Origin of the sequence: Bradyrhizobium sp. SZCCHNR1017 (genome assembly GCF_032381375.1) — a bacterium.
In the GTDB taxonomy this organism is placed as follows: Bacteria; Pseudomonadota; Alphaproteobacteria; order Rhizobiales; family Xanthobacteraceae; genus Bradyrhizobium.
Genome location: NZ_JAUHIR010000023.1, coordinates 17,165 through 43,396, shown reverse-complemented (window position 1 = coordinate 43,396; position 26,232 = coordinate 17,165). Strand labels below are relative to the sequence as shown.

Genomic DNA, 26,232 nt, shown 5'->3' with positions numbered 1-26,232 from the left:
CGATGTTCAGACGTCCCGCCGTCCATTATGGCCGCACCCCGCAAGCGGTCACGCCGTATCAGAAGGCGGCGCAGGTCTGGGATGAGCGCATCGGCTCGGCGCGCGTTCAGGCCCGGAATTGGCGGCTGATGGCGCTCGGGTGCCTGACGCTGGCGAGCGGCCTGGCCGCGGCCCTCGTCTGGGAATCGGCACGGGGCAGTGTGACGCCCTGGGTGGTGGAGGTCGGCCATCTCGGCGACGTTCAGCGGGTGGCCCCTGCGAATGCCGAATATCAACCGACCGATCCGCAGATCGCCTTTCATCTCGCGCGCTTCATCGAGGACGTGAGAAGCCTCCCCGCGGACCCAATCGTCCTGCGCCAAAGCTGGCTGCGCGCCTATGACTTCACCAGCGATCGCGGGGCAGCAGCGCTCAATGACTACGCCCGGACGAACGATCCGTTCGCGAGGCTCGGCAAAGCCCAGGTCTCGGTGGAGGTCTCCAGCGTCATCCGGGCCTCGTCCGAGAGCTTTCGCGTGGCATGGATCGAGCGGCATTACGACAATGGCGCGCTGAGCGCGACGGAGCGCTGGACCGCCATTCTCACCATCGTGCTCGCGATGCCTGACGATGCCGACCGGCTGCGCAAGAACCCTCTTGGGGTTTATGTCCACGCCATCAGCTGGTCGAAGGAGCTGTCGCAATGAACGGCCGCATCCTCACCGCGACGGCGCTTTCGCTCTTGCTGAGCGGCTGCGCCACGTCGAAGCCGCCGGAGATCCGTTATGACGCCGAGGTGCCACCGTTGCCGGCAGCGCCTGTCACAGTTGATGACAGGCCGCGGGCGCTCCATGTGCCGCCGCCATGGAAGGTGACCTTCGGTGGCAAGGCTGGCACGAAGGAGGAGGGCGATCCTGTCGATCGGATCGAAATGGCCAACGATGCGGCACGCGTCGAACCGCGCAAGCGGGGTTATTACAACGCGGCGCAGATCTATGCTTATAGTCCAGGAGCGATCTATCAGGTCTACGCAGCACCGGGGCAAATTACCGATATCGCGCTCGAGCCAGGTGAACAGCTCACGGGATCAGGCCCGGTCGCGGCCGGCGACACCGTGCGGTGGGTGGTCGGCGACACCGAGAGCGGGGCGGGCGATACGCGTCGCGTGCACATTCTGGTCAAGCCGACACGCGCTGGCATCGAGACCAATCTCGTCGTCAACACCGACCGCCGCACCTATCTGATCGAGCTCCGCGCTCGCGAGAAGCCTTATATGCCGGCCGTGGCCTGGTACTATCCAGAGTTGCATGCGGTGCAGGCGGCGCTTGTGGCTCTGAAACCCGTCCTGCCAGATCCCGCGCAGCGCCGCTTCCGCTATCGCATGGAAGGCGATGATCCGCCGTGGCGACCGGTCGCCGTCTATGACGACGGGCGAAAGGTGTATGTCGAGTTTTCTCTGGGCATCGCTCAAGGCGAGATGCCGCCGTTGTTCGTGACCGGCTCCGACGGCAAGCCGGAGATCGTCAACTATCGAGCTTATGGCAACTTCTTGATCGTGGACCGACTGTTCGCCGCGGCTGAGCTGCGCCTCGGCGGCGACCCGCAGCAGACGGTCCGGATCGTTCGTTCCGACGGACGGGGCCGGCCATGAGCCCGGAGGACAAAGGCACGAGCGCATGGCCGAACGATCCGGAGCGGGCTGCCGATCCTGCGGCGCCCTTCCGCCTCGGCGGTGAGCCGCCTCGGATCACTCGGTTGTCGCGCAAGATTCTGGCCAGCGGCAGCGCCGTCGCGCTAGCGCTGATCGCAGGCGCAGTTCTGTGGGCGCTGCAAAGCCCCGGCGGGCGTCAGCCGGCGGCCCAATCCGAGCTGGCCAGTTCGGGGCATCGTGAGGTCGCGGACGGCGTCTCCAGCCTGCCGCGTGACTACACGCAGATTGCCAAAGATGTCCCGGTGCTCGGGCCGCCGTTGCCCGGCGATCTCGGACGGCCAATCCTAGCCTCTCAAGGTCAAATGCCTGGTTCAAGTCAAGACCAGGAACAGCAGCGCCGCGAACAGGAGCAGGAGGCCGCGCGCGTCAGCCGGTTGTTTGCGACGACCACGTCGGGGGCAACGCAGCCCTCGCCAAATGTGGCTCAGGGCGCTGGGCTTGGAGGCATGCCGCCGGCCACGGACGATGCCTTCGCGCAGAACGGCCAGGACCGCAAGCTCGCCTTCGTGAATGGGCCGGTGGATCGCCGCACCACGAGCCCTGATCGCATCACGCGGCCGGCGTCTCCTTACGTCGTGCAGGCGGGCACGGTCATTCCGGGCGCCTTGATCACGGGAATCCGCTCAGATCTGCCAGGACAAGTTACGGCCCAAGTGACAGAGAATGTGTTCGATACGCCGACAGGGCGGTTGCTGCTCATTCCTCAAGGAGCCCGGCTGATCGGAGCCTATGACAGCCAGGTGGCGATCGGCCAGTCGCGCGTGCTTCTGGTCTGGACGCGGCTGATCCTGCCGAATGGCCGTTCGATCGTCCTGGAGCGGCAGCAGGGCGCGGATTCCGGTGGCTATTCCGGCCTCGAGGACGAGGTCGACAATCATTGGAAGCAGCTGATCGGGTCGGCCCTGCTGTCGACGTTGCTGTCTGTTGGCAGCGAGGTGAATGCGGGAGCCAATGGCAATGCCAACAATGCGGTGCTCATTCAGGCGCTGCGGCAAGGCTTGGGCAACGCGATGAGCCAGACAGGGCAGCAACTCGTACGGCAGCAGATGAACATCCAGCCGACATTGACGATCCGACCAGGATTTCCGGTGCGCGTGATGGTCAATCGCGATCTTGTGCTCGAGCCGTATCGAGGGTGAGCAATGACAAAACTCAGGATTACAAATTTGCCGGATGACAAGCCCGTTAAGGTCTCCGTCGAGCTGCCCGCCGCGGTGCACCGAGATCTCCTGGCTTATTCGGAGCTGGTGTCGCGTCAATCGGGGCAGCCGGCCAGTGATCTGGGAAAACTCGTGACCGCGATGGTCGCGCGCTTCATGGCGACAGACCGGGCCTTCGCGAAACTGCGGAAAAATCGCCAATAACATGACAAGCGAGGATCAGGCCATCATGATCCGTCGTCTGCCGAGGAACGGGCCACTAATGGAGACGCATCTTGGTCATCCAAGTTACAGAGGAGCGCCACACGCCGCAACGTCGTCCAAAAGCATCTCTCATGACAATGCTCGCGACGCGCTCAAGCATGAGATGTGGGTGGCCTTCTAGCCAATTCCATGCCGTTTGAACGGTTACCAGGGCGATTTGCTGGTCGGATTTGGCGCTCAAAAGAAGCTTGACGACACGCATTGCGAAGTCAGGTCGAGCCGCGCCGGCGCGCGGCGCCAGGTTTTGCGGTGGTCGCCTCATAAGTCCAGTCATTGGCCAGTCAAACCGCCAGAGCCACTGAAGAGAGTTCGTCGCACATCAGTGGCATGCAAGAAACAACGCAAGACTCAGTCATGACAATCAACGAATCAGCAGGACGATCGGCTGCATTTTCACAGATCGCATCGACTATCGCCTTTACCCTGCTGGTAGACGACATCGGCTTGGTTGAAGCGTCATTTTTTCGGACGTGTGGAATGCGTGGCGGTCCACCGGCCAGACCGAGCTTGAGGCGGCCCATGACCATGTCCGGTCGCGCCATGGAGGGCGTTTTAGTTCACCCGACCGATATCGACGCTGGGAGCGTGAACAGGAAGGTGGTGCCGCGGGGTTGGTTAGCCATCGCCCACAGTCTGCCGCCGTAAGATTCGACAATAGAGCGGCAGATGGACAGGCCGAGTCCGAATCCGCCCGACTTGGTCGTATAGAAGGCCTCGAAAACCTGCTCGGGCTCGGCCACCTGCAGCCCAGGCCCGGTGTCGCACACCGTCACGATGACACCGGCGCCCTCTACTGCAGTGCGGATCAGGACTTCCCTGGGGTCGTCTTCGACGCTGCCGATGGCCTCAACGGCATTGAGTATCAAGTTGAGCATCACTTGCTGCAACTGGATCCGATCGGTTGTGACAAGAGGGAGCTGCTCGGCAAAGCGGGCCTCGACCAGTGCCCTATGGCGGTTCGTCTCGCTGCGGGTCAGCTCGATGACTTCCCGCACGACCGTATTAACGTTGACCTGCGTCACACGGGGCGGCGCCTTCCGCACCATGTCGTGGATTCGATTTACAATGTCGTTAGCGCGCGCCGCGTCTTTCACGATGGCGGTGAAGGCTTTGCGGACCTCCTTTATGTCGGGAGGTGCACGGTCGAGCCAACGCATGCCGGCTTGGGCGTTGCCGATCGTCGCGGTGAGCGGTTGGCGCACCTCATGGGCGATCGAGGCGGTGAGGTGGCCCATCGTCGAGATACGATTGGCGCGCGCCAGGTCGGTCTGCGCTTCACGGTAGCGACGGTCGCTTTCGATCGCCTCGGCCTCTGCGCGCTTGTATTCGCTAAGGTCGAGCACAAAGGCCGTGCCCTGCTCCTGGTTACCCTCAAGCAACGCAACGCCCATTAGCACCGGAACTCGCGTCCCACCCTTATGCAAGAACTCCTTCTCGAAGGGTGGGGTGGTGCCGATCCTTCGGAGCTCTGGTACCCACAACTCCTGATCGCGCGTGAGCCATTCGGAAGGCGTGATGTCGGTCCAGCGCAGCGAACCGGAGGCGAGATCGGTGCGATCACGCCCGACGATGCGTAGAAACTCATTGTTGGCATCGAGGATCCGGCCTTCGAAATCCCAAAAGAAGACGCCGATGATGTTGGCGTCCACCAGGCTTCTGATCCGCGCCTCACGTTGTTCGAGGTCGCGATAGAGCTGCGTGTTCTCCAGCGAGATCGCGGCCTGCGAGGCGATCAGCTTTAGCACCGCAATCCGCGCGGCCACGAAGGCCCGCGGCGCGAGGTTGTTCTCCAGATACAGCGCGCCGATGAGCTTACCCTGATTGATCAAGGGCACGCACAGCGCCGAGCGCAGCCTGTGCTCGCGGACATAGGCGTCCCCGGCGAAGGGAGCCTCCAGCGCAGCGTCGCTCAGGATAACGGCGTCATGGGTACGCAGGACATATTGAAGCACCGACTGCGGCAGCGCGGCGGGGTCGACGGACTCGTCCGGCAGGTCCACGCGGATGACGGGGCCGGCGACCGCCGCCCGCGCCGCGATTCGCGGCTCGGCGGCGCGGGCGAGGATGAGCAGGCCGCGCTCGGCACCGGCCTGCTCGAGCGCGGTTCGCATCAGCGTGTCGAGGAGTTTCTCTAGCACCATTTCGCCGGCGATCGACTGCAACACCTTCATCACGGTGGCGAGGTCGAGGTGCTCGACCGGTGTCCCGATCGTGTTGGAGGAGGCGGAAGCGGTTTCAAGGGGGCGAAAATGCGGATTGGTCTCGTCGAGTTGGCGCACCTTGCCGTCTGCTCCCCAGAGGGCGTAGCAGCGACGAGCATTGCGCAGGTAGAGATCGGCGATCTCCTCATATCCCCGCGCGCGATAGAATCGGGCGGCAAGCTCGTATGCGAGACCCTCGTAATGGGGAAATCCGTTGACCCGTGCGGAGCGGACGGCCACCTCGTAAAAGCGCATCGCATCGGTATCGTGGCCGTCCAGGCGGGCGATCTCGGCGCGGAGAAGGGCGTGTTTGTCGGCGAAGGTCGACGGACAGCTTTCCGCCCACGTTGCCAAACGACCGCAATGGCCAAGGAGACGTGCGCGCCTGACATCGGCTCCCACGTCCGGCAGCTCTGGTTCTAGGCACGCCAAGGTCAATCCCGCGTAGAGCTCATAGTCGAGCAGCTGGATGTGCCCCGGAGAGGCCCACAGTAGAGGCGCAGCGCGCTCGAAGCAGTCATGCGCGACCGCTAGGTCGCCCGCCAGAAATCTGGCCTGCCCCTTGATAATCCAGTACCAGCAGATCATGATCGTCGCGCGGTCGGATGTCAGCGAGCGTTCGTATTCGCTCTCGTCGAAATCTCCGGCGCCGAAGCTCCCAAAGCTCTCTGTGAGGCCGCGCATCGTGAGCATGAAGCGCCGCTGCGCGGTGATCACATCCACCACGTCACGGTAGCCGGCACGCCGAGCGAAGGCGAGGCTGCGCTCTGATTCCGTCCAAACCTCCTCCAGCCGGTCCCCGCGGAGCAGGAGATTGGAGACGATGTGGTTGCAACAATAACAGGCCACGGGGATGTCGCCGGACTTCACGCCGCTCTCGAAAGCCGCCCTTATCGCCTCCACGGCGGTGGAGACCGGCTGGGTCCAGAGGCTTACGAGTTCGAGTGCCCAGAGAGCCATCGCCTCGTTCGCTGCCAGGCCGTGCCGAGCGACCAGCGCGCGCGCCAACTGCGCGAAGCGATAACCCTCCTCGTAGCGCCCATAGACGTGCCCGAGCATGATGCCGAACGCCGCGAAGCCTGGCGCGGAGGCTCCCGTCACGCCGTGATCCAGTGCGAGCACCACCATGTGACAGAGCTGGAGTACCGAGAGTGTCGAATCGGTCCACATGGCCGGGCCGCACATCGTCGCTAGTATCGTCATCGCCGCTTCCGCGTTCGGATCCGTCAGCCTCGGCAACGAGACCAGCGACTCGATCCGACGGCCGTCGAGCTTGTGCAGGACCTGCGCATAGGCCGCGTCCATCTCCGCGCGCGGGGGATGGGGCGAGAGCTCGATGTCAAACAGACGAAGGCACTCTATGGCAGTGTCGATCGCCTCCACATGTTCCGACCTCATCACCTGAAGGTCGATCCTGATGCGATATGCGGCCGCCTTGTCGATCTTTGATCCAGCCTGAGTTAGCAACTCGGCGATACGCCGCTCGGCCTCGTCGAAGTCACCGCTCAGATATTCGCATTCGGCCCGTTCCAGCCACAGGGTGGAAGCGAGCTCTCGTCGAAACTTCCATGCCTCGTCCCCGAGCAGCGCCATGCCAAAACGCAGATAGGCGCAGGCCGAGACATAGGCAGTCGACGTCTTGGCGCGCCGGGCGGCGATCAAATTCAGCTCAGCAAGCCGTGCCCGCTCGTCGTCTTCCTCGATCAATGCCGAGCCACGATTCAACTGGTTCACGATCTCGAATATCGTCTCCTGCCGCTGTTCCGGCGTCGTCCGGTCGACTAGGAGGCGGCCTATCCTAAGATGGATTGGCGCCCTCGCATTTTCCGGTATCAGCGAGTAACTGGCTTCATATATCCGGTCATGGACAAAGGCGTAGGCGTCTTTGCGCCGTTCCACAAGTTCGAGCCGAACCGCTTCCCACAGATCCGCCTCGACCTGGGCTCGGGACACGCCGAAGGCGGTCGCGAGTAGGGACAGGTCGGCCACGTTGCCGACGCAAGCCAGATTCTGCACCGCTCGCCGTGTCTTCTCCGGCAGACGGGCGAGCTTGCCGATCATGAGGTGCACGATGTTATCAGTGAAGCCCTTGGCGGTAATACGGCTGAAGTCCCATGACCACCGGCCGGTCACGTGGTCGACATACAGCATTCCCTCGTCGGCGAGCGCGGAGATAAACTGAATCGCGAAGAATGGGTTGCCGCCGGTCTTGTCCAATACCAGTTGGGCTAGGGGGGCGACTGCGATCGGTGCACAGTGCAGCGTGTCGGCGATCAACTGCGCAATGTGTTCCCGCCCCAGCGGCGCGAGCGTGATCTCCTGCACCTTCACGCCGGTCGCCTTGATGATGAAGAGCTTGCGCACCAGTGGGTGAGCGGTGTCGACCTCGTTGTCGCGATAGGCGCCGATCAGGATCAAGTGGCGAAGATCCGATCGGGTCAGCACGTCCTCGATCAGGTCGAGGGTCGCGGCGTCGAGCCACTGAAGGTCGTCTAGGAAAAGTGCCAACGGGTGCTCGGGGCGTGCGAAAACACCGATGAAGTTCCTGAACACCCGCTGGAATCTCGCCTGCGCCTGCTGCGGCGGCATTTCCGGCACGTCGGGCTGATCGCCGATGATAAGCCGGAGGTCGGGCACGAGATCCACCATCAGTTGGCCGTTCTGCTCGAACGCCTCAAGGAAGGAGCGGCGCCAGCGGGCCAGTTCCGCATCAGTCTTGCCAAGCAGTGGTCGCACTAGTCCCTGCAAAGCCTGCGCCAGGGTCGAGTAGGGGATGTCGCGCTTGTACTGATCGAATTTGCCGGCCGCGAACAAGCCCCGTGGCGGCACCAGTAGCTTGTGCAACTCGTTGATGACCGAAGACTTGCCGATGCCAGAATAGCCCGAGACCAGCACCAACTCCGGCTCGCCACAGCCGACCACGCGGTCGAAGGCTAACATCAGGGCCTCGACCTCTCGGTCCCGGCCGTAAAGGCGCTCGGGGATGAGCAGGCGGTCCGGTGTGTCTTCACGGGCGAGCGGGAAATCGCGGATATGGCCCCCGGCTTCCCATTCGTGGAGGCAGCGCCGAAGGTCGCGCTCGACGCCGCTGGCGGTCTGATAGCGCTCCTCCGCGATCTTGGCGAGCAGCTTTAAAATGATCGCGGAGATTGCGCTGGGAAGGCTCTCGAGCCGCTCGATTGGCGGCGTCGGCTTGCGGGCGATGTGGCAGTGGACCCATTCCATGGGGTCATGGGCGAAGAAGGGAAGCGAACCGGTTGCCATCTGGTAGAGCGTCACGCCGAGCGCGTAGAGATCGCTGCGGGAATCGATCGAACGGTTCATGCGCCCTGTCTGCTCAGGCGCCATGTAGGGAAGCGTGCCGGCGATGGTCTCGGGCGGCTCGGGAAACTGCCGTTCGCGTGGCAGCCGCGAGGTTATGCCGAAGCCAGTGAGTCTCACCTGCCCGGACGGAATATCGACGACGATGTTCGCGGGCTTGAGATCCTTGTGGACGAGGCCGCGCCGATGGATCACACCGACTGCCGCGCAGATTGCTATGGCGATGCGCAGCATGATGCCGACCTCGATCGGCTCGCCCAGCAACTGGCTGAGCGGCTCGCCGTTAAAATCCTCGAGCAGCAGCAGAGTCTTGTTGCCGTCTCGTTCCAACGCAAGTGGCACGAGGACGGGCGCATCGATCAATACATCGCGCAAGCCATATTCATGAGCGAAGCGATCGAGGAGTGCTGGCGGCGCTCGATCATCTGCGGCACGTACCACCAGCACAGGCCTCTGCCTGCGCTCGTCCCCGTTTAGCTGCCCACGGGAAAATACCCTTTCTCCATCCTCCCAAAGCGGTTGCAACTCACCGCCCTGCTGCGTCGAGGATCCCAAAAAAGGGACGGACTGGCTCAACTTATCATACTCCCCGGCCACCGGCCAGCGACGTCTGGCGCCGAGCCGCCGGCCGTGAGAGCTGCGTCCTGCGCCATCGACGGAACCGCACCTTCTGACTGCGGAGGTTGCAATAGAGCACCGGAAAGCTCGCTTTCGGTACTTAGCGCTTGTTAAAATTTGTAAACTTGCAGACGTACTGTACGTTATCTCGTCTGAGAAGTTAACGCAAACTCACATCGAGTAGATCATATTTGAGATAAGTAACCTCGCAGGAGCGACATTCCGCTTCATTGACTCCGCCCTGGGCCGATCTAGTGACGTTGTCCATCAACGAGCTTGCATCCTAACCCGATGTGCAGTCATGACTTGCGCCAAACGCTGATCTCCGCTTGTTAAAATGCGCGGCTCGCGCGGAGCACCAGGGCGAGTTCGTCTTCGCGTGAGATATTATTCTGCCAATCTGCCGAGCAAAATACGTTTGGCCTGGCGGTCGGGGCTGGACTTCACAAGGCCATTTCCAGGACCGCGATCCTTCTGCCTGTAGCCGAAGGAAATATCGCAAGTCAATGGGGCTTCCGGGAAAGTCGCCGACAAGATCACTGGTGACGATCACGGTTCCATCCACCTTTTCGATCTTTATCGGCTCGCCAGAGGCTGGATATCCCGGTCGAGCCATGGTCTGTGACGCCATCTCCATGGTTATGGTGATGCATGGCGTCGCACAATGTTTGCATCGACCCGTCGTGAAAGTAAGGCCTGTGAAAAGGACGTTCCGCAGGTTGGGCGTCTTGAAGGCGGCAATTTCACTCTGCCTCTTCGTGACGAGAAAACGCCCCAAGATCGACATCTCGCCCTCGATCGCCACTATGTCGAGATCCAACTGCTGGCCCTTCACCAATTCACGCTTCGCCTGCTGTGCCAGAGGGCCAACGTGATGCTGGAGAATCCCAATCCCGATGTGATGGAACTTATTGTCGGAGAAAAACGTGACGTCCCGCTCATTCTCCGTCGGTGCACAGCAGAGATTGCAGCGCGCCTTGGTATTGATCAGATCCCAGCCGCGCTTGGCCGCGTCACTGATGGCGTTCGCATCTCCAGCGACGAAATTATCGAACGGTGAAACGAAGGAATCAGCGCGCGTCCGTAGCTCGCTATCGCGCGCAGCATTTCCTTCTCGTTTACCTCGCGGCCAGAGCCCTCCACGAATTGCGCTTGGTAGTTCTTATCGTCGGCGATCCTGGATGCAGCGTCGGCGACGCTGGATGAGCCCATTTCGAACGGGTTGGTGATCGAGAGGGCAGCCTGCTGCTCCAGCGTGTGAACACGGCCTTCCCAGAGCTGGGTCGTGTAATAGTACGCGTCGAGCGCCGTCGCGGCGTTGCGTTGACCGACGCGGCCGTAAATACCAACAGACTTCGACCGCCCATCAATGAAAGCGCGTGCCGGATTTTGACTGTGGCGCAAGCAACGATCCCGTCGCCCGAGAGCCGGCTGTCGAAGAACAGCTTCTGCCCCCGCTTCATCACTACAACCTGTTCGTGTTCATGGAAGTGAATCGACCCTGGCGCCAAGTCAAGGTCACCGAGCACCGCGCCGCCACCGACTGCGCCCAGTGCACACGCGAACTCGTCGACGTGTACTATCCCAGGGCCGGTCGCATTCGCGTCGTGCTCGACAATCTGTCAACCCATACGGCCGGCGCGCTCTATTCGGCGTCCCCGGTCGAACAGGCGCGGGGCTTGCTGCGACGCCTGGAATTCCATCACACCCCGAAGCAAGCCAGCTGGCTCAACATGGTCGAGATCGGCGCTCTCGAGCAGCAATGTCTCGCTCGTCGCATCGACAGCTACGCCAAGCTCGTCCAAGAGACCCCGGCGTGGGAGAGACGTCGAAACACCGAGCGCGCCCAAATCAATTGGATGTTCACCACCGAACAGGCGCGCACCAAATTAGGCCGTGCCTATCCCAAAAAACCGGCCAAACCGGCGAAAAAACAAAGAGTCAAAACCTCTGTGTCGAGGTACTAGTCCTATCGCTTCGCGAAGCCTCACCGCCGACGCAAGGCGGCCGTCACTAGGGGCTTACGATACTTCCAAAGACCGCAAATCTTTACCTAAATTAACTTGTCTGCGTCACCCGGCAGCCTAAAGTGCGCTGCTACGTGCGAGAAGTTGCGGCCTTCATCGACAAAGCGCCTACAGAAGCGGACTGACATCACTTGCACTCTACGCAAAGGTCTTTCGTATCGGCCTATGAACAATAGCTTCCTTTGATCGGCGACCCGCTACACGCTGCTGGGTATAGCGAATTGTTAGCGAAGGATGAGGTTGGTTTGGTGCGTCCACACACTAAAGAGGGAAGTCATGACTATCCATGTTCTGTTTATTGTAACCAACGCAGCGGTGATCGGTCCGCACAATCGTAAAACAGGCTTCTTTTTCGCCGAGGTCGCGCATCCGTTCGATGTTCTTGACAAGGCAGGTATCGCCATCGAGTTCGCTTCCTTGAGAGGCGGATGGACACCATATGATGCCTACGACGAGAAAGATCGCGCGGAGAAGGTCTTCTTTGAAAGCAAGGCGTTTCGCCGCTTGAACCGCAGTCGCAAACTTGCGGACGTGGATGCTGCAGATTTTGATGCCATCTTCGTGCCAGGCGGTCTTGGACCAATGGTCGATATCCAGCGCAACCCTGTCGTTCAAAATACAGTTGTCCGCGCCTGGAGTACGGGAAAGTTTGTGACTGCCGTTTGTCACGGTCCGTGCGCGCTTCTCGGGGTTGACCTCGGCGATGGCAAGCCGTTCTTGCAAGGCAAAAAGCTCACCTCTTTCTCGAAGAAGGAAGAGCACGACTACGCGCGCAAAGACGTTCCCTACGAATTGGAAGATGCACTGCGGGCAGAGGGCGCCGAATATACGTCTGTAGCAAATTGGGAACCGCACGTCGTCGTCGACGGACGTCTGATCACCGGCCAGAATCCGGCGTCGGCCGGGCTACTTGCTGAGGAGCTTCTGGCTGCACTTAGAAAATAAGTGATTAGGCGGCCGAGCAACGCTGGGCAAAAGTCACTTTCCCGCGGGCCAGCTATGACATACCGTCAAAATTACTGCTATCTTAGTCGCTTATCCGGGCAAGAGCGATTGCGTACGCTAAAATAGCAGTCGTTGCGGCCTTGAGAGTTTTGCCGAGACGACACTGCGAGCGAAGCTTATCGAGCCTCGCATCATTATCAAGCCTATTCGGCCAAGGTTTCGGCATTTGCCGAGCGTATGTCGATGACGGCGGAGGCGGTAGACGGAAGATGACTGAGAAATCGTCATCTTGGTTGCGTGTTCCGCGTCCGATCCACGAATATCATCTTGAGAGAGCACCGCGACTGAACTGCTGCGAGCATCATGTCGACCTTGTGGCTTCAAAAAGTAAAATGAGCTCGCCGCTCTGCCGGGCCGAGCAGTCCCGAGGTTCCGTTGTCGTTGGCTTCATCAGCGATCACTTTCGCCTTCCAGAGCGCACGGACTGGCGCAAAACTCTCATCGCGGAGCTCGACGAATATGTTGAGGAGAGATACGAAATCGGCATCATAATCCTTGATCGTCTGTCGACGAGCGACTATTCCGCGACCGCAGGGTGGTGTTGCCCGTCTTGCAAAGCCGCTCGACGATGTCGTCCGTAACCGTGAAGATTTCTGACGCCTGATCGTCCAGCAATAGGTGATAGCCGCGAAAGCGCGGCCCGGTCATATACCAATGATAGTTCCTGGTCTTGCAATGGCGGCAAAGATGTCCGTCAGGATCGTGTTGAAACGTGCTGTGCCACGCTAGCGAGTGTAACGCGGACCTCTTCGCTCGTTATCCTTCGCGCCGCGATCTCGATGGAGGCAATTGTCGACATCAAGTCGTGCGCAAACCGATGGGTTGGCTTTTCGAGAACGATAACTCCTCGTACGCTGTCCGGGATTGATCCGCCGACTGTCTAGACCGTCCCTCTCCAAAGGAGCATGCTGCGTGCTCGATAATGTCTCAGCACCCTTTACATTCCTTTACTGGATCTCAGGTCGATTACACCCGATTATTGCCAAGAGACCCGACGTGTACCTACTGAAGGAGCCGCCATGCGACTTTCTTGCGCGACCGTCATTGCATTGACCATTGCAAGCGCGCATCCAGCGTTTGGGCAGTGCACGACATCGGCATTTGGACCGGCCGAAACGCCCGTTCGTCGCTGCATTTCGCCGACGCCCTTCGGCAGCGTAGACGCTTCAACGGTTCATTACCGCACGGCCGTGATCAGCGGCGTGAACGTGTTCTATCGCGAAGCCGGGCCAGTAGATGGACCCGTCGTGCTCCTTCTGCACGGCTTTCCGACATCCTCACACATGTTCCGCAACCTGATCCCGAATCTGGCCCACCGATACCGTGTCATCGCGCCGGATTACCCGGGCTTCGGGCAAAGCGATTCGCCGGATCGCAGCCGATTTTCCTATTCGTTCGCTAACTATGCCGAGATGATCGACGCGTTGCTAAATCAACTCGGAGCGAAGCGCTACGCCATGTACGTCATGGATTATGGCGCACCGGTCGGCTATCGCCTCGCCATCAAGCATCCAGCGCGTGTGACTGCCCTCATCATCCAGAACGGCAACGCCTACGAAGAGGGGCTGCGGGAGGCCTGGGACCCAATCAAGGCGTATTGGAAGGAAGGGACGGAGGAGCGGAGGAATGCGATTTCGTCCCTCGTCTCTCTCCCAGCGACGAAATTCCTGTACACCGATGGTGTCCGCGATCCGACGCGCATCAGTCCTGATAACTGGCTCCACGACCAAGCGCTACTGGATCGTCCGGGCAACAAAGACATTCAGCTCGATCTATTCTACGACCACCGGACCAACGTCCCGCTTTACGCTGCGTTCCAGGCCTTTTTCCGCGAATGGAAGCCGCCCGCTCTAATTGTCTGGGGGAAGAACGACAAGGTCTTCGCCGAAGTCGGCGCACACGCCTATCTGCGCGACTTGCCCGACGCCGAGTTGCACCTCCTCGACACCGGTCACTTCGCGCTCGAGGACCAACTCGACGTGATGGCGCCGCTGATCAACGATTTTCTCGACCGAATGAATGAACGACGCTGACGCATGCTTTCGCACGAACCAGACCATGGCCTACTTAGCTCAAGGAAGAATGAGTTATGTCCAAGGGAAAAATACAGATCCTGGTGTCGACAGCGACCCGGATCGACGTGCGCATAGGCACGAGTCGGACCGGTCCAACCGGCCATTACTTCAATGAACTGGTCGTGCCACCAGCCACGGTGGACATTGAGGGGTGTTCAGGGTCGTGTTTGCAACTCCAACTGGGCGCCAGCCCACCAGCGACGATGCGCCCGACTCGGCCATGTATTTCGTTAATACCACGAACGCGTATCAGCGCGCGAAGGCTCATCAACGGCGGGAATCCTGGTCTGATTATCTTTTCGCAAAATTGATCAACTCTGTGCGCAATGGCACCGTCGTTCCGTTATGACGGCCAGATCGTCGATCCAATCCAACATTCCAAACGCCGCCCTCACAACACGAGAGGAATCCCATGAACGATCGGGCATCTTTGTTGGCCTTCTCCGCTCTCGCATTAACGTCGACCTCCTCGGTAGCCCAGCAACAGAAAACGACATCCGTCGTACTCGTGCATGGCGCGTTCGTCGATGGCTCAGGCTGGCAAGCGGTATACGATCTCCTCAGCAACGTCGGATACGAGGTACTGGTGGTCCAGAATCCGACTATCACGCTCGAGGGTGATGTCGCCGCCACGGAAGCCGTGATCGCAGCAGCCAAATACCCTGTCACGCTGGTTGGCCACTCGTATGGCGGCATGGTGATCACCCAGGCCGGCACCAATCCGAAGGTCAAGAGCCTGGCTTACGTCGCGGCGTTTGCGCCGGATGCTGGCGAATCTGCCGCATCGCTGAATGAATGGCCAGCAGAGCCCGGTGAGGCGAAGGCGCCCCTGCTGCCGCCGCAGGACGGGTACCTGCTGGTTGATCCCGTGAAGTTCCCGGCTTCCTTCGCCGCTGATTCCCCTGAGGCACTCACCAAATTCATGGCGGTCGCGCAGGTGCCATGGGGACTGAAGGCCGTCGAAGCCAAGATCACGAAAGTTGGCTGGAAGGCAAAGCCGAGCTCCTTCCTGATCCCGTCTCAGGACCGCATGATAACGCCGAGTTCACAAAGGAAGATGGCCCAGCGAAGCGGTGCGCGCACGGAAGAGATCAAGAGCAGCCACGCGGTCATGTTGTCTCATCCGCGCGAGGTCGCCGCGTTCATCGAGTCTGCCGATCGATGATCGACGCGATCAACTCACTCGAAACGGGGTACACTGGTTCGTGGAGGTCACGCGATGATTATAGCCGTAAAGGATCGCCGCAGTCCTGACCGCGCGTCCCAAAAAGGTGCAAGGACTCTGGTTGTTGCTCGACGAGATGGCTGCCCAATGCAGGGCGGAGCCAGGCAATATGCGCTGAGACGCGCCCCGTGATAGGCGAGGCTGAGGCTCTCCTCGACCAGCGCATTGATGTCAGCGGAGCGGCGCTCGCCTGTGCGGTCGCGCGGGTGCAGCAGCGTACTTTTGACGGTGAAGTCGGCTCGCCCACCATGCTAGACAGTTCCCGAGATTGTCCTTGAGAACAATCAATTCGTCGGCCTTCGAACGGATTATCTTCTGCGACGATGATCGGCTTCAAGAGATCATTAAAATCGTCCGTCAGTTCAACGGCCAACGCCGTAAAGTTGTTGACGAAATTGAGCGTATTTTGATTTGGTGGGCGACGCCCGCGGTGAGCTGACCAAGAGAAGCAAGATGGTCGGTCGAGAAGGCATTGTCGGGTACGCTGGAATATTCAGCTCGGGGACCGTCTTGCCCACTCGCTCGCGCGCAAGTCATCCCGACGGCCAACAACAAGCCAAAAGAACGCACCTTGATCGGATGCAGCATTGTCAGCCCTCCACATCCCCGCCAAGAAATCGGGCACTCAGCCAGCGCTTCGGGGGCGCCGAAGCTGTTCGAGAGCTTGTTGGAAAGTCTGCTTCACGGGGGCGAGCGCCAGGACGAACTCAAGCTGCTCGCCTTCCGGCCCTTTGCAGTAGATCAGCGACCAGCCATTCGATTTGCCTCAAGCAATCTTGTTGGCATCGGCGCTCGGGGGCGCGGCCTTGCGCTGATCTTCCGTTTGCACCGAAACAACGCGGTTCGCTTTGACCAGAGTCATGCCGCCGCGGGCGCATAGGGCCTCGAGATCGTTGATGAAATTTGAAAAATTCACATCATCGTGGATGTAGTAGCAGATATGCATGGATCGTGGGTAAGCGGGGCTCATGTGGTCGCGTGGCTCCGCCCAGCTGTTTCCGCGTCCCATCGGCTGGTCCGCTTTGCGATGCTGAAAGAGCTCGATCACAAAAATGTCGAACTGAACGAAGCGGAGGTCCAGCCGCTGCGTGCCGCCCGTTAAGTCGGGCAGGCCGATCGAACGTGGATCGACCTTGAGCTCTCGCGCTACGATGTCCTGGTCGGTAATAAGCGTGTTATGGATCGGGAGGCCGTGAAGATCGCCATCCCGCATGACCTCGTTGCCGCCGAGAACCTGGGTATAAGCCTCGAAGTCCCGGTCCATATTCTGGACCGTAGGTCCGTTCGTTAGCAAGGAAAGCGATGAACAGGGCGGCGCCCCTAGCAAACAGCTTGACCACGATGCGGACCCGAGCCAATCGAGCCGATTGGCCTGATCGAGCCCCGCATAGAGCACCTACAATGAAGAGCCGAACAACAGCGCAGCTGAACGTCACGCCGCCGAGGCGTGAACTTGATCGATTTGCCGCCACCTGTTTCCACGCCAAAGAGTGCCATGACGGACTTCTTGGCGATTGAGGGAGGCGGCGCTGTGTGAACATCGGATCTGGGTTGTCATGAACCAACTCACGGCTCGGGACTTGATTCACGCGTCCGTTATGGCGGCAGCCTGCGCTGGCGCCTACCTACTGACGACTGAATTGCTCGGCGGCTTTATCGATCGGAGCGATACCCTCCTTGGTGGAGTGGGCCGCTGTCGCAACACTGTTCGTCCTCCGCGAGACGCGCCGGGGGAGCCTTTCATCCGGAATTTCGCGGTTGGCCGCGACTTTCGTGAGCTTCGTTCTATGCTTCATCTACATTGCCCTGTCTCCTGTCAATGCGGCGGGCATAGGCCTCGTGATCGGCCTAGGCGCCATTGTGATGATGGTGCTGGGACGGCACGAGGATATGGTGACGATCGGGATCACGACGACGGTTGTGCTGGTCGTCGCTGCCATCGATCCGAAGCATGCGCTGGCGCAGCCATCGCTCCGTCTGCTCGACACCGTGGTTGGGATCAGGGTCGGCACGCTGGCGAAAGGGCCGTGGCCCAAGCTGACATCGTCCCGGCTTCCGACGACGCGTCCCATTCGAAAGAGAGGCAGGCCGGCGCATGACAGACGCCGACCGGATGGGCGCCCTGCCGATCGCAAGAAGCGCGTGGTGCGCACGCTCCTACCGGAAAAGGAAGTGCCGATACTCATCGTCGACACCTGTGACGGTTATCCCGAAGCAAGCCACCCACGCGATCAGCGCTTAGTGCGGTCGGCACGATTTATCCACGCCCAGCGCTTTTACATCTTTAAACTCGCTTTATCGCGACCAGACGCTTCTACTGGTCGCATAACCGCGGCCGGACTGGAAGATATGACCGTCAGAGCGAACGTTTCAACGCAAGACGAACTGCAAGCGATGCTCCCGACGATCGATCTCGTATACCGCATCCACTCTCGCTATGACGTGTGCACAGCGGTGCGCGGCCGCAAGTTTATAGCTACGTGACCGAGCAAAGTTATCGATGATCTCGTATCGACAAAACCAAGACCTCCCACCAAATGAAGGAATGCAGCAATGAAGTCGTATAAAGGCGTTTTGAGCCTGAGCCTCCTAACAGCTATGGTCGCGATCAGCCAACAAGTCTTGGCTGCCGAACCAAAAGCCAAGACCGCCGTCCTTGTGCATGGTGCGTTCGCGGACGGGTCGAGCTGGGAGAAAGTCATTCCTTATCTCGAGAAGGCCGGGCTTAAGGTCATTGCAGTCCAGAACCCGCTGGACTCGCTAGACAACGACGTCGCCGCGACCAAGCGGGCCATCCGGAATGCCGAAGGTCCTGTCGTCCTCGTCGCCCATTCCTGGGGTGGTGCCGTCATAACTGAAGCGGGAAATGACGAAAAGGTCAAATCGCTCGTGTATGTGGCGGCATACGCGCCCGATAAGGGTGAATCGGTGAAAAGCGCCACCTCGAAATATCCGGATCCCGAGAGCCTCAAGGCCTTCGTCAAGGATCCGGACGGTTATCTCAAGATCAGCGATGAAGGCATCAGGAAGTATTTCGCGGCCGACCTTCCGCCCAAGGAACAGGCCGTCGTAGCGGCGACGCAGGGACCCTTCCACATCAGGACACTCACCGCTCCGATGAGCCAGGCTGCCTGGCGGGAGAAGCCGACCTTCATGGTCGTCGCAACGAGGGATGCGATCATTCCGCCGCAAATGGAGCGCGACCAGGTGAAGGCGGCCAAGGCCACGGCAGTCGAGGTGCCCTCGAGCCACGTCGCGATGCTGGCCTTCCCGAAAGAAGTCTCCGAGCTGATCATCAAGGCGGCGGAGTAGCGCTGCCGCAGGCGATATTGCCGACCGCCACATTGGTCGGCATGTCCTGAAACAACGGTCAACAGGAAGGAGTCATTATGGCCATAAAGACGATCGTTCTTATGCATGGAGCTTTTGCCGACTGTTCTTTCTGGGCAAAGGTCATTCCGCAGCTCACGAAACGTAGATTGAAAGCAATCGCCGTTCAAAACTGTTCCGCTAGCTGGTGGACGATGTTACGGCTGCCCACCGGGTGATTGGGATACAAAAAGGTCTGGTTCTCCGGGTCGGTCAAGGCTAGGGCGGCGCCGTCGATGCGGAATCGGATGTTGGTATGCGGGCTGGAATTATTTTCGTCTCCTGACATTCATGCGGCGAGCCGCGGCGGAATGTGAAGAAAAGTGACGATCGGGGCGGTCCGAGGGAGGAGCTCCGGCGGCTTGCGCCCCGACCTACGCGTGGCGCGCCGCTATCCGTATGGCATTTAGCATTGGAAAGACGTGGGCTTATCGGCCAGACCTTTTGAAAGCCAAAGTCGTCAGGCATTCCGAACTTGTAGCGAGGGTAGAACCACACCAGACGGAGCTCAACTTAATCGGCGTAACGGTGCGTAGGATCTCGTGGGGCGTGAATTTATCCGGTGTGAGACGCCGGCATAATGCGCACTTTTTGTCGATCGGCAGCGGCGAGTCGGCGGCCACAAGCTCTCGCTTTCCCAGCTCAAGCCAAAATTCGGCGGAAATTTTGGGTCCTGAGGGCTGCATGATCTTCGAGGATGCGTCCCGGTTTGCTGGCCCCGGGAATGCCGGCGGCTGAAGCCGGGTGCGCCAGCGAGAAGTGCAGCGCCGCTGCCTTGATCGGTATGTCATATTCTGCGCAGAGTGCGGAGATCTGCTCGACCTTGACGGCAATTGCTGGTGGCACAGCCCCGTATTCAGACTGACGCCGGCCTGTGAGTACGCCGGAGCTGTAGGGGCCCCCGATGGAGGGCAATCTCGTGATCGAGCAGCGTATACCGGTCTGCGAGCAAGGTGGCGTCCGGATCCGCTTCGCTAAGAGCAAGCAGAAGTTTCACAGGCTCGACCTTATTGACGCCGAGGCCCCAGCTCTTAATCACACCCTCGTCGCGCAGTTTCGACAAAGCGCGGAAAGCCGCCGTTCGAGCGGTTTCAAATAATGCGAGCCAGCGATCACCATAGAAGTCCTGGGCGATGTCGTGCACCCACACGAAGTCGATATGGTCGATCTTCATGCGTTTGAGGCTGTCCTCGATCGATTTCATGGTGCCATCGGCCGAATAGTCGGGGACGATCTTGTTGGGCCGACCATGTTTGAAGATCTCGCCCTTCTCGCCATGGTCACGGCCACTCGGATCTTCGACCTCGTCGAGTATCAACCGGCCAACCTTTGAGCTGAGAACGTAATCGCTGCGAGGACGTCCGAGCAGTAGTATGCAGAGGATTCAGGCACTCAGCGCGCGTTCGATGAAGCCGAGCAACTTTTCGACGTCGATGGGTTTTCGGAGAAAGCCGATCGCGCCTCCGGAAAGCGCTTTCTTCTCGAGGTCTGGTTCGGTGCGTGCCGTTATCATGATGAGAGGAAGAGAGCGTTCGAGCTTTTGAAGGCATTCCTGCAACTCGAAGCCGCTCATTCCAGGCATATGAATATCAGTGATCGCGCAAGTGAAGCGTTCGAAATCAACTGATGCGAGAAAATCTTCGGCAGATGCGAAGGCGAAAGCGTCGTATCCAAGGGATCGGGTTAGAGAGACCAGCATCTCCCGTACGGCGAGGTCATCATCAACAATGGAGATCATTTCTGTCGCCGCCTGCGAAGTTGGATGGTCCTAGTCGACCTCAGCGCGTCTTATACTTGAGGGCATCTGCCATGCGAACTAGTTCCGCAAGGGAATGGGCTTGCATTTTGCGCATCACTGCACCGCGATGCATCTTGACCGTGATCTCGCTGAGGCCGAGGTCGCCGGCGACCTGCTTGTTCAGCTTGCCGGACGTCACCAGCATCATCACTTCGCGCTCGCGCAAGGAGAGCGCCGCGAACCGTTCGGCGGCGGCCATCGCAAAGTCTTCGGTCGAGCGCCGCACAAGATCGCGATTGATCGCCATCGTGACCGCATCGATCATGTCTTGGTCTCGGAATGGCTTCGGCAGGAAGTCGACGGCACCGGCCTTCATTCCTCTGACGCTCATCGGGATATCGCCGTGTCCGGTCATCAACACCACGGGCAATCTCACCCCGATTTCTTGGAGCTGCTCTTGGAAATCCAGGCCGTTGATTCCTGGAAGGCGAATGTCCAGAACGATGCAGCCGGGTCCTTCCGGTGGGCTCTCCTTCAGGAACTCCTGCGTGGTGCCGTAGCTACGGACATTGAACCAAACCGACCGCAGCAAGCTATCGAGCATCAGGCGCACCGAGTCATCGTCATCGATGACGTGTACGGTAGGTGTTTCGTTCGCTTGAGCCATTTGCGCGGGCCACACATCAACGGGTTACACTCGATATCATAAGTTGCGCCGGCTCGCATTAAACTAAGGTGCTGGAACGACAGCAAGAGGCATATACCAAGGTGTGGGTCGGAGAGACCCTTGCGATGTTGGCCTTCGACAGACTGGCCATCACACTGCAGGCGTACGCCTAGTGTTCTGACGCTCTGCTCGAAGAAGCAAGGAGAAACTTCGATGAACACGCCTCTCAGGGTGCTTGCCTCGGACCAAGCCGGGGTCGTTCACATCAAACAGGAGGGACTTAATCTTGGGCCGGCGACGGCAGCTAGGCAGTTCATCGGTTTCGATCCGCTTTCTGCTGATGGAGCTCCCATTTTTGATCCCGAACTGATCGCGGAGGAGTGCTACGAATTCGCGGGCTTTCGACTGCTTCCGAAACGGCGGGCTCTCGTGCGTGGGGCAGACCGCATCGCAATTGGAGGGCGGGCGCTCGACTTGCTTTGTTTGCTGGTAGCCCGAGCCGGCGACGTGGTGGGCTTCGCTGACCTGATGCGCCTAGTCTGGCCCAATGTGACGGTCGAGGAAGCAAATGTGCGCGTGCAGATTAACATCCTCAGAAAGAACCTGTCGCAATGGGAGGAGGCGAACTGCGCCATCAATACGGTACCGAACCGGGGTTATTGCTTCGTCCTGCCCGTGCGCCATCATCCGGGTGGGGAAGGATCGACCGGCTCAAGGGCCCAACCAAGTCCAACGCTGCCCATCCTCGCCGGCAAAATCGTGGGGCGGGATGATGCGATCAGGATCATCGAAGATGCATTGGAGGAAAGCCGCCTGGTCACAATCACCGGTCCTGGCGGGATCGGCAAGACGACTGTTGCGATCGCGACGGTCAAGCGGTACGCGGAGAATTTTCGGGGCTTGGTCCGGTTTATCGATTTGTCGAACGTCAACGACGGCTCAGCAGCAATTCGGGTCATCGCTGAAGCGTTGCATCCAATGACGGAACGAGATTTCATGGACGGGCTCTGCGCACGCGTTGGAGCCGATGATGCCCTTTTGGTGCTCGACACTTGCGAGCATATCGTGGAGGACATCGCCATGCTGGCTGAGACACTGCTGGGTCGATGCCCTGGCCTGAGATTGCTCGTAACCAGCCGAGAGACGCTGCGTGCCGCGGGAGAATGGATCCACAGCCTGCCCTCGTTGATGTTTCCGGGGGAGGGACAGGAGATCGACGAGAGACACCTGAACAACTTCTCGGCGGTGTCCTTGTTCATCGAGCGTGTTAGGTCGACGACCAGGTTTCAACCGTGCCGGCGGGATCTACCGAAAATAGCTGAAATTTGTCGGAGGCTGGACGGCATACCTCTCGCGCTCGAGCTCGCCGCGGCCCGGGTTGCGGAACTAGGACTCCGCGAAATTGCTTCCCGCCTCGACAATCGCTTCACCATTCTGACAAAGGGGCGCCGGACCGCTCTGCCCAGGCATCGTACCCTCGCCGCAGCCTTCGATTGGAGTTATGGCCTGCTGTCGGACCAAGAGCAGCGGATGCTGGTGCACCTCGCGGCTCTTCGCGGCTCTTTTACGGCCGAACGTGCCATTGCAAGCTGTGGCGGGAGCGCAGGCCAGCTCCCCGCGGAGGTATTCTACAGCCTTCTGGACAAATCGTTTCTCGCGGTGGAAAGGGCAGGTGATGCGCCAATGTTCCGCCTGCTTGAGACGACGAGAGCCTACGCGGCAAACGTCGCACGTTCGCTGTAAGGTTCAGGCCGCTGGTCAAACGCGGCAGACCTGCATGTGCGGTGCGGCTTCGCGACTTTCGTTGGCCTGCGGCGACTTAGCATCGTGGATGTTGGAGACAGGTCACGATCTGAGCTCGAAGCCGGCTGCCTGGCCCCGCTGGGTGGGTTTTGCGTCCGGATCCGCGCCGCGGCCCGATGTTCAAGCTGAGTCAGACCCGAGGAAGGTCCGAGACGCTGCGGGCCGATTGGGGCGCACTGCCTGCGGAGGCGGACGCCCGGGTCGAGGAGACCATCGCGCTGGGCGAGGCGCGCAGCGCCACTACTCTAGGCTCCCGCGGGGAGAAGGGTGAAAGCGTCCCCGCCTGATTTCTTCGCGTCAGGCCGGCATTCCATTGCTAGGCCCATTTCCTCCGATAATAGGGGCCTTGGAACCGAGAGTCGATCAGGTGGAAGTATCCGGTCAGGCCCAAACTCGCGTTTGAGGGCGCGCGCTGCGCCTGGCTTCGTGTGGCATTTGTTTCAGATCGTCCGGGTACGAACCGCGGTATCGGACCGAACTGCGGCGTCGGCCCGTCGAGGTCTATGAATACCTCGTCGCGATAACACCAGCCCCAGCCTTCCGGCGGGTCGTAGCCTTCGATGATGGGGTGCCCGGTGAGCTCAAAATGCTTGGTGGCGTGCTCGGAGAGGGCGGCGCCACGACCCTGATCTCGATCCCCGGTAACGGATCGCCTGGCGGGCTTCACTGAGACGGCCGGACGCCCCTGGCCTCCGGGCGCGGCGGCCCCGGCCGAAGGCGGAGCCGCTGCGTGAGCTCAGACCAAAGAACGGCGTCTCCGGACGCGCCTCCCGCACCGGCCCAACGCCACCGCCCGGATGCGACGGACGCCGTGAAAGTTGATTTTACCTCGCTTTACTTGCTCGCTGAAGAGTCGCTGGCAATGTGAACGCGAAGAGCCACAGAAAGCAGGAGAGCAACATATGGCGGAAGAGAGAGCGATCGCAGTAGCTGCACCCAATCTCTTCCAAACGGTCAATCCAGCGACTGGCGAGAAGGGAGCTGCCTATCCGGGGCATACCGGGGACCAGGCGTTGTCGATTGCGACCGATGTTCATCGCGCGCAAGTCGTATGGCGCCGAGCGAGCTTCAAGGAGCGCGCTCCCTTGATGAAAAAGGCCGCGGAGGTCATTCGCGACAATCGCACGCGCTATGCCAAGCTGATGACGGAGGAGATGGGCAAACCGGTCACCGACGGTCTTGCCGAACTCGAGAAATGTGCGTCCTGCTGCGACTATTTCGCGGAGTCCGCGGAAGGGTTCCTTAAACCGAAGCCTCTCGATATGAGCGCTGGCTATGCCGGCCCGGGCGCGCCGCCTAAAGCGTTCGCGACTTTCAATCCGCTTGGCGTCATCCTTGCGGTGATGCCGTGGAATTTTCCGTTCTGGCAGGTTATCCGGTTCGCCGCGCCGCATCTGATGGCCGGCAACGGTGGTGTCTTGAAGCACGCCTCCAACGTACCGGGCTGCGCCTTGGCGCTGGAGGAGATATTCAAGCTAGCAGGATTTCCCGCCGACTTGTTCCGGACCGTGCTGCTGTCTTCGAAGGACTTGCGGCCGCTGATCGAAGATCCGCACATCGCCGCAGTAACGCTGACCGGCAGTGTTGCTGCAGGGAAGTCGGTTGCGGCGATCGCGGGCGGCGTCATGAAGAAAGGCGTCTATGAACTCGGCGGCTCGGACGGTTATATCGTGCTCGACGATGCCGATCCGGTCGCCGCCGCCAGGATCTGTGCGCGCGGTCGCATGGTGAATGGGGGCCAGAGCTGTATTGCGGCCAAGCGCTTTGTTGTGGTCGAGAGCGTCAAGCAGGCTTTTGAGCGCGCCCTGGTCGAGGAGATGAAGCGCTTCGAAATGGGAGATCCCAACGATCCCAATACCCTTCTTGGACCGATGGAAAGCGTGCATTCGCGGGACCAGATCGCAAGCCAGGTCCGGCAAAGCGTCAAAAACGGCGCCCAAGTCCTGTTGGGCGGCGACGTCCCGAAGCGCGCCGGCGCGTGGTTCCCGGCAACGATCCTGACGAACGTTCTGCCGGGCCAGGCGGCCCATGACGAGGAGCTGTTCGGCCCAGTCGCCGCCGTCATATCCGCAAAGGACGAGCGAGACGCGATTCGTATCGTGAATGCGAGCGAGTTCGGATTGGGATCCGCGATCATAACCGCCGACACGGAAAGGGGCGAGCGCATCGCGGCCGAGGAGTTGGAAGCGGGAGCGGCCTTCGTCAATCAGAACGTTCGGTCCGATCCCAGGCTGCCGTTCGGCGGCGTGAAGAACAGCGGCTACGGCAGGGAAGTGTCGGAGTTCGGCATTCGGGAGTTCTGCAACATCAAGACGGTGTTCGTCGAGAAGCTGTAGGCCAGACGGGGACGCGCGTGAGAATCTTCATTGTCGGCATTTCCGGAGAGACCGGATTCAGACTGGCGAGCCTGCTCAAACGGCGAGGCGATGAGGTCGACGGCCTGTATCGCCGGGTCGACCAAGGTGAAAAGCTGCGCTCGATCGGGGTTGCCGGCACGCATGGCGATCTCGTCCGAATGGATCAGACGAAGCTGGCGCACCATTTCTCCGGGAGTGACGTCATTGTGTTCTCGGCCGGCGCGGGCGATGCCGACAGCGATGCCATGATCGATATGGTCGACGGCGACGGCGTGACCAAATCGATCGCCGCCGCCAGGCGGGCTGGAGTCGAGCGCTTCGTCCTGGTCTCGGTGTTTCCCGAAGCCGGTCGCCGGGAAGGATGGGGCGAAAGCTTCGAGCACTACATCGCAGTCAAGAAGCGTGCCGACGTGGAATTGTCGCGAACCGAGCTGGACTGGGTCATCATACGGCCGTCCTCGCTCAACAATGAGCCCGGCGTCGGCGCTGTCAGCCTGGGGCCCGCCGAGTTCCACACCAACATCAGTCGTGACGACGTAGCGGCAACCATGGCGCAAGTGATACATACGCCGGCCTTGCGGCGCAAAATCCCGGAGTTGACGGAGGGGGCGACGCCCATCGAAACCGCCGTCGCCGTGCAGGCCGCCGGCTGAGTGAGATCGGCGCTTTGCGTCCCTTGCGATCAAGGGGCGCAACGATCCATACCAAAAAA

General features: G+C 60.3%; 22 protein-coding genes and 2 pseudogenes. 15 read left to right on the top strand and 9 right to left on the bottom strand.

Annotation, left to right across the window (positions count from 1 at the left end; genetic code table 11):
• Positions 1–2: 2 nt before the first annotated feature.
• Genes trbF through QW863_RS33330 form a run of 4 tightly spaced genes read left to right on the top strand, consistent with a single transcriptional unit; the run spans position 3 to position 3,054 of the window.
• Positions 3–686: a conjugal transfer protein TrbF gene (gene trbF, locus QW863_RS33345; RefSeq protein WP_315769921.1), complete on the top strand. Its 684-nt coding sequence runs from the start codon at positions 3–5 to the stop codon at positions 684–686.
• Positions 683–1,630 (top strand): P-type conjugative transfer protein TrbG, encoded by a 948-nt coding sequence (gene trbG, locus QW863_RS33340; RefSeq protein ID WP_315769874.1) that lies wholly within the window; start codon positions 683–685, stop codon positions 1,628–1,630. The genes trbF and trbG overlap by 4 nt, the downstream gene beginning before the upstream one ends.
• Positions 1,627–2,829 (top strand): TrbI/VirB10 family protein, encoded by a 1,203-nt coding sequence (locus tag QW863_RS33335; RefSeq protein WP_315769873.1) that lies wholly within the window; start codon positions 1,627–1,629, stop codon positions 2,827–2,829. Before trbG ends, QW863_RS33335 begins: the two co-directional genes overlap by 4 nt.
• A 3-nt stretch (positions 2,830–2,832) precedes the next feature.
• A complete protein-coding gene (locus tag QW863_RS33330) occupies positions 2,833–3,054 on the top strand; it encodes a DUF2274 domain-containing protein (RefSeq protein ID WP_315769872.1) in 222 nt (73 codons plus the stop codon).
• A gap of 341 nt (positions 3,055–3,395) precedes the next feature.
• Here QW863_RS33330 and QW863_RS33325 read toward each other — a convergent pair whose 3' ends face one another.
• Entirely contained in the window at positions 3,396–3,635 is a 240-nt protein-coding gene (locus QW863_RS33325; protein ID WP_315745072.1) for a hypothetical protein, read from the bottom strand.
• Positions 3,636–3,671: 36 nt separating this feature from the next.
• Positions 3,672–9,161: an AAA family ATPase gene (locus QW863_RS33320; RefSeq protein ID WP_409998347.1), complete on the bottom strand. Its 5,490-nt coding sequence runs from the start codon at positions 9,159–9,161 to the stop codon at positions 3,672–3,674.
• A 757-nt stretch (positions 9,162–9,918) separates the two neighbouring features.
• Here QW863_RS33320 and QW863_RS33315 point away from each other — a divergent pair.
• Positions 9,919–10,314, top strand: coding sequence for a hypothetical protein (locus QW863_RS33315; RefSeq protein WP_315744995.1), 396 nt, complete (start codon positions 9,919–9,921; stop codon positions 10,312–10,314).
• Here the strand turns inward: QW863_RS33315 and QW863_RS33310 are convergent.
• Positions 10,242–10,658, bottom strand: coding sequence for a cytochrome-c peroxidase (locus tag QW863_RS33310; RefSeq protein ID WP_315769870.1), 417 nt, complete (start codon positions 10,656–10,658; stop codon positions 10,242–10,244). The genes QW863_RS33315 and QW863_RS33310 overlap by 73 nt on opposite strands.
• A gap of 65 nt (positions 10,659–10,723) precedes the next feature.
• On the opposite strand from QW863_RS33310, the pseudogene QW863_RS33305 reads away from it, so the two are divergent.
• Both QW863_RS33305 and QW863_RS33300 read left to right on the top strand, forming a co-directional pair.
• Positions 10,724–11,221: pseudogene (locus QW863_RS33305) on the top strand (transposase); the annotation flags it as partial.
• 336 nt (positions 11,222–11,557) lie between these two features.
• Positions 11,558–12,226 (top strand): type 1 glutamine amidotransferase domain-containing protein, encoded by a 669-nt coding sequence (locus tag QW863_RS33300; protein ID WP_315769869.1) that lies wholly within the window; start codon positions 11,558–11,560, stop codon positions 12,224–12,226.
• 546 nt (positions 12,227–12,772) lie between these two features.
• Here QW863_RS33300 and QW863_RS36070 read toward each other — a convergent pair.
• Positions 12,773–12,946 (bottom strand): annotated as a pseudogene (locus tag QW863_RS36070) (ferritin-like domain-containing protein); the annotation flags it as partial.
• Positions 12,947–13,305: 359 nt separating this feature from the next.
• Between QW863_RS36070 and QW863_RS33295 the strand changes: the two are divergent.
• The 3 genes from QW863_RS33295 to QW863_RS33285 all read left to right on the top strand — a co-directional run bounded on the left by QW863_RS33295 (position 13,306) and on the right by QW863_RS33285 (position 16,025).
• A complete protein-coding gene (locus QW863_RS33295; protein WP_315769867.1) occupies positions 13,306–14,319 on the top strand; it encodes an alpha/beta hydrolase in 1,014 nt (337 codons plus the stop codon).
• A gap of 454 nt (positions 14,320–14,773) precedes the next feature.
• Positions 14,774–15,526, top strand: coding sequence for an alpha/beta hydrolase (locus QW863_RS33290; RefSeq protein WP_315744988.1), 753 nt, complete (start codon positions 14,774–14,776; stop codon positions 15,524–15,526).
• A 334-nt stretch (positions 15,527–15,860) separates the two neighbouring features.
• On the top strand, positions 15,861–16,025 hold the full coding sequence (locus QW863_RS33285) for a hypothetical protein (RefSeq protein ID WP_315744986.1): 165 nt from the start codon (positions 15,861–15,863) through the stop codon (positions 16,023–16,025).
• A 327-nt stretch (positions 16,026–16,352) separates the two neighbouring features.
• Here the strand turns inward: QW863_RS33285 and QW863_RS33280 are convergent, their stop codons facing one another.
• Positions 16,353–16,850, bottom strand: a complete 498-nt coding sequence (locus QW863_RS33280) for a lactoylglutathione lyase (protein ID WP_315769865.1) — start codon at positions 16,848–16,850, stop codon at positions 16,353–16,355.
• 416 nt (positions 16,851–17,266) lie between these two features.
• Between QW863_RS33280 and QW863_RS33275 the strand changes: the two genes are divergently transcribed.
• Together QW863_RS33275 and QW863_RS33270 are read left to right on the top strand one after the other, a co-directional pair.
• Complete coding sequence (locus QW863_RS33275) at positions 17,267–18,070, top strand: FUSC family protein (protein WP_315769919.1); 804 nt, start codon at positions 17,267–17,269, stop codon at positions 18,068–18,070.
• A 69-nt stretch (positions 18,071–18,139) separates the two neighbouring features.
• A complete protein-coding gene (locus tag QW863_RS33270) occupies positions 18,140–18,898 on the top strand; it encodes an alpha/beta hydrolase (RefSeq protein WP_315744980.1) in 759 nt (252 codons plus the stop codon).
• A 699-nt stretch (positions 18,899–19,597) separates the two neighbouring features.
• Here QW863_RS33270 and QW863_RS33265 read toward each other — a convergent pair.
• The 4 genes from QW863_RS33265 to QW863_RS33250 all read right to left on the bottom strand — a co-directional run bounded on the left by QW863_RS33265 (position 19,598) and on the right by QW863_RS33250 (position 21,360).
• Positions 19,598–19,801 (bottom strand): hypothetical protein, encoded by a 204-nt coding sequence (locus QW863_RS33265; RefSeq protein WP_315769862.1) that lies wholly within the window; start codon positions 19,799–19,801, stop codon positions 19,598–19,600.
• A gap of 10 nt (positions 19,802–19,811) precedes the next feature.
• Positions 19,812–20,273, bottom strand: a complete 462-nt coding sequence (locus QW863_RS33260; RefSeq protein ID WP_315769861.1) for an aldo/keto reductase — start codon at positions 20,271–20,273, stop codon at positions 19,812–19,814.
• A gap of 66 nt (positions 20,274–20,339) precedes the next feature.
• Entirely contained in the window at positions 20,340–20,693 is a 354-nt protein-coding gene (locus tag QW863_RS33255) for a response regulator transcription factor (RefSeq protein ID WP_315744976.1), read from the bottom strand.
• Positions 20,694–20,733: 40 nt separating this feature from the next.
• Positions 20,734–21,360, bottom strand: a complete 627-nt coding sequence (locus QW863_RS33250; RefSeq protein ID WP_315769860.1) for a response regulator transcription factor — start codon at positions 21,358–21,360, stop codon at positions 20,734–20,736.
• A 213-nt stretch (positions 21,361–21,573) separates the two neighbouring features.
• Between QW863_RS33250 and QW863_RS33245 the strand changes: the two genes are divergently transcribed.
• The 3 genes from QW863_RS33245 to QW863_RS33235 all read left to right on the top strand — a co-directional run bounded on the left by QW863_RS33245 (position 21,574) and on the right by QW863_RS33235 (position 26,173).
• On the top strand, positions 21,574–23,103 hold the full coding sequence (locus QW863_RS33245) for an ATP-binding protein (protein WP_315769859.1): 1,530 nt from the start codon (positions 21,574–21,576) through the stop codon (positions 23,101–23,103).
• Positions 23,104–24,065: 962 nt separating this feature from the next.
• Positions 24,066–25,499 (top strand): NAD-dependent succinate-semialdehyde dehydrogenase, encoded by a 1,434-nt coding sequence (locus tag QW863_RS33240; protein WP_315744972.1) that lies wholly within the window; start codon positions 24,066–24,068, stop codon positions 25,497–25,499.
• A gap of 17 nt (positions 25,500–25,516) precedes the next feature.
• Entirely contained in the window at positions 25,517–26,173 is a 657-nt protein-coding gene (locus tag QW863_RS33235; RefSeq protein WP_315769857.1) for an NAD(P)H-binding protein, read from the top strand.
• Positions 26,174–26,232 lie beyond the last annotated feature (59 nt).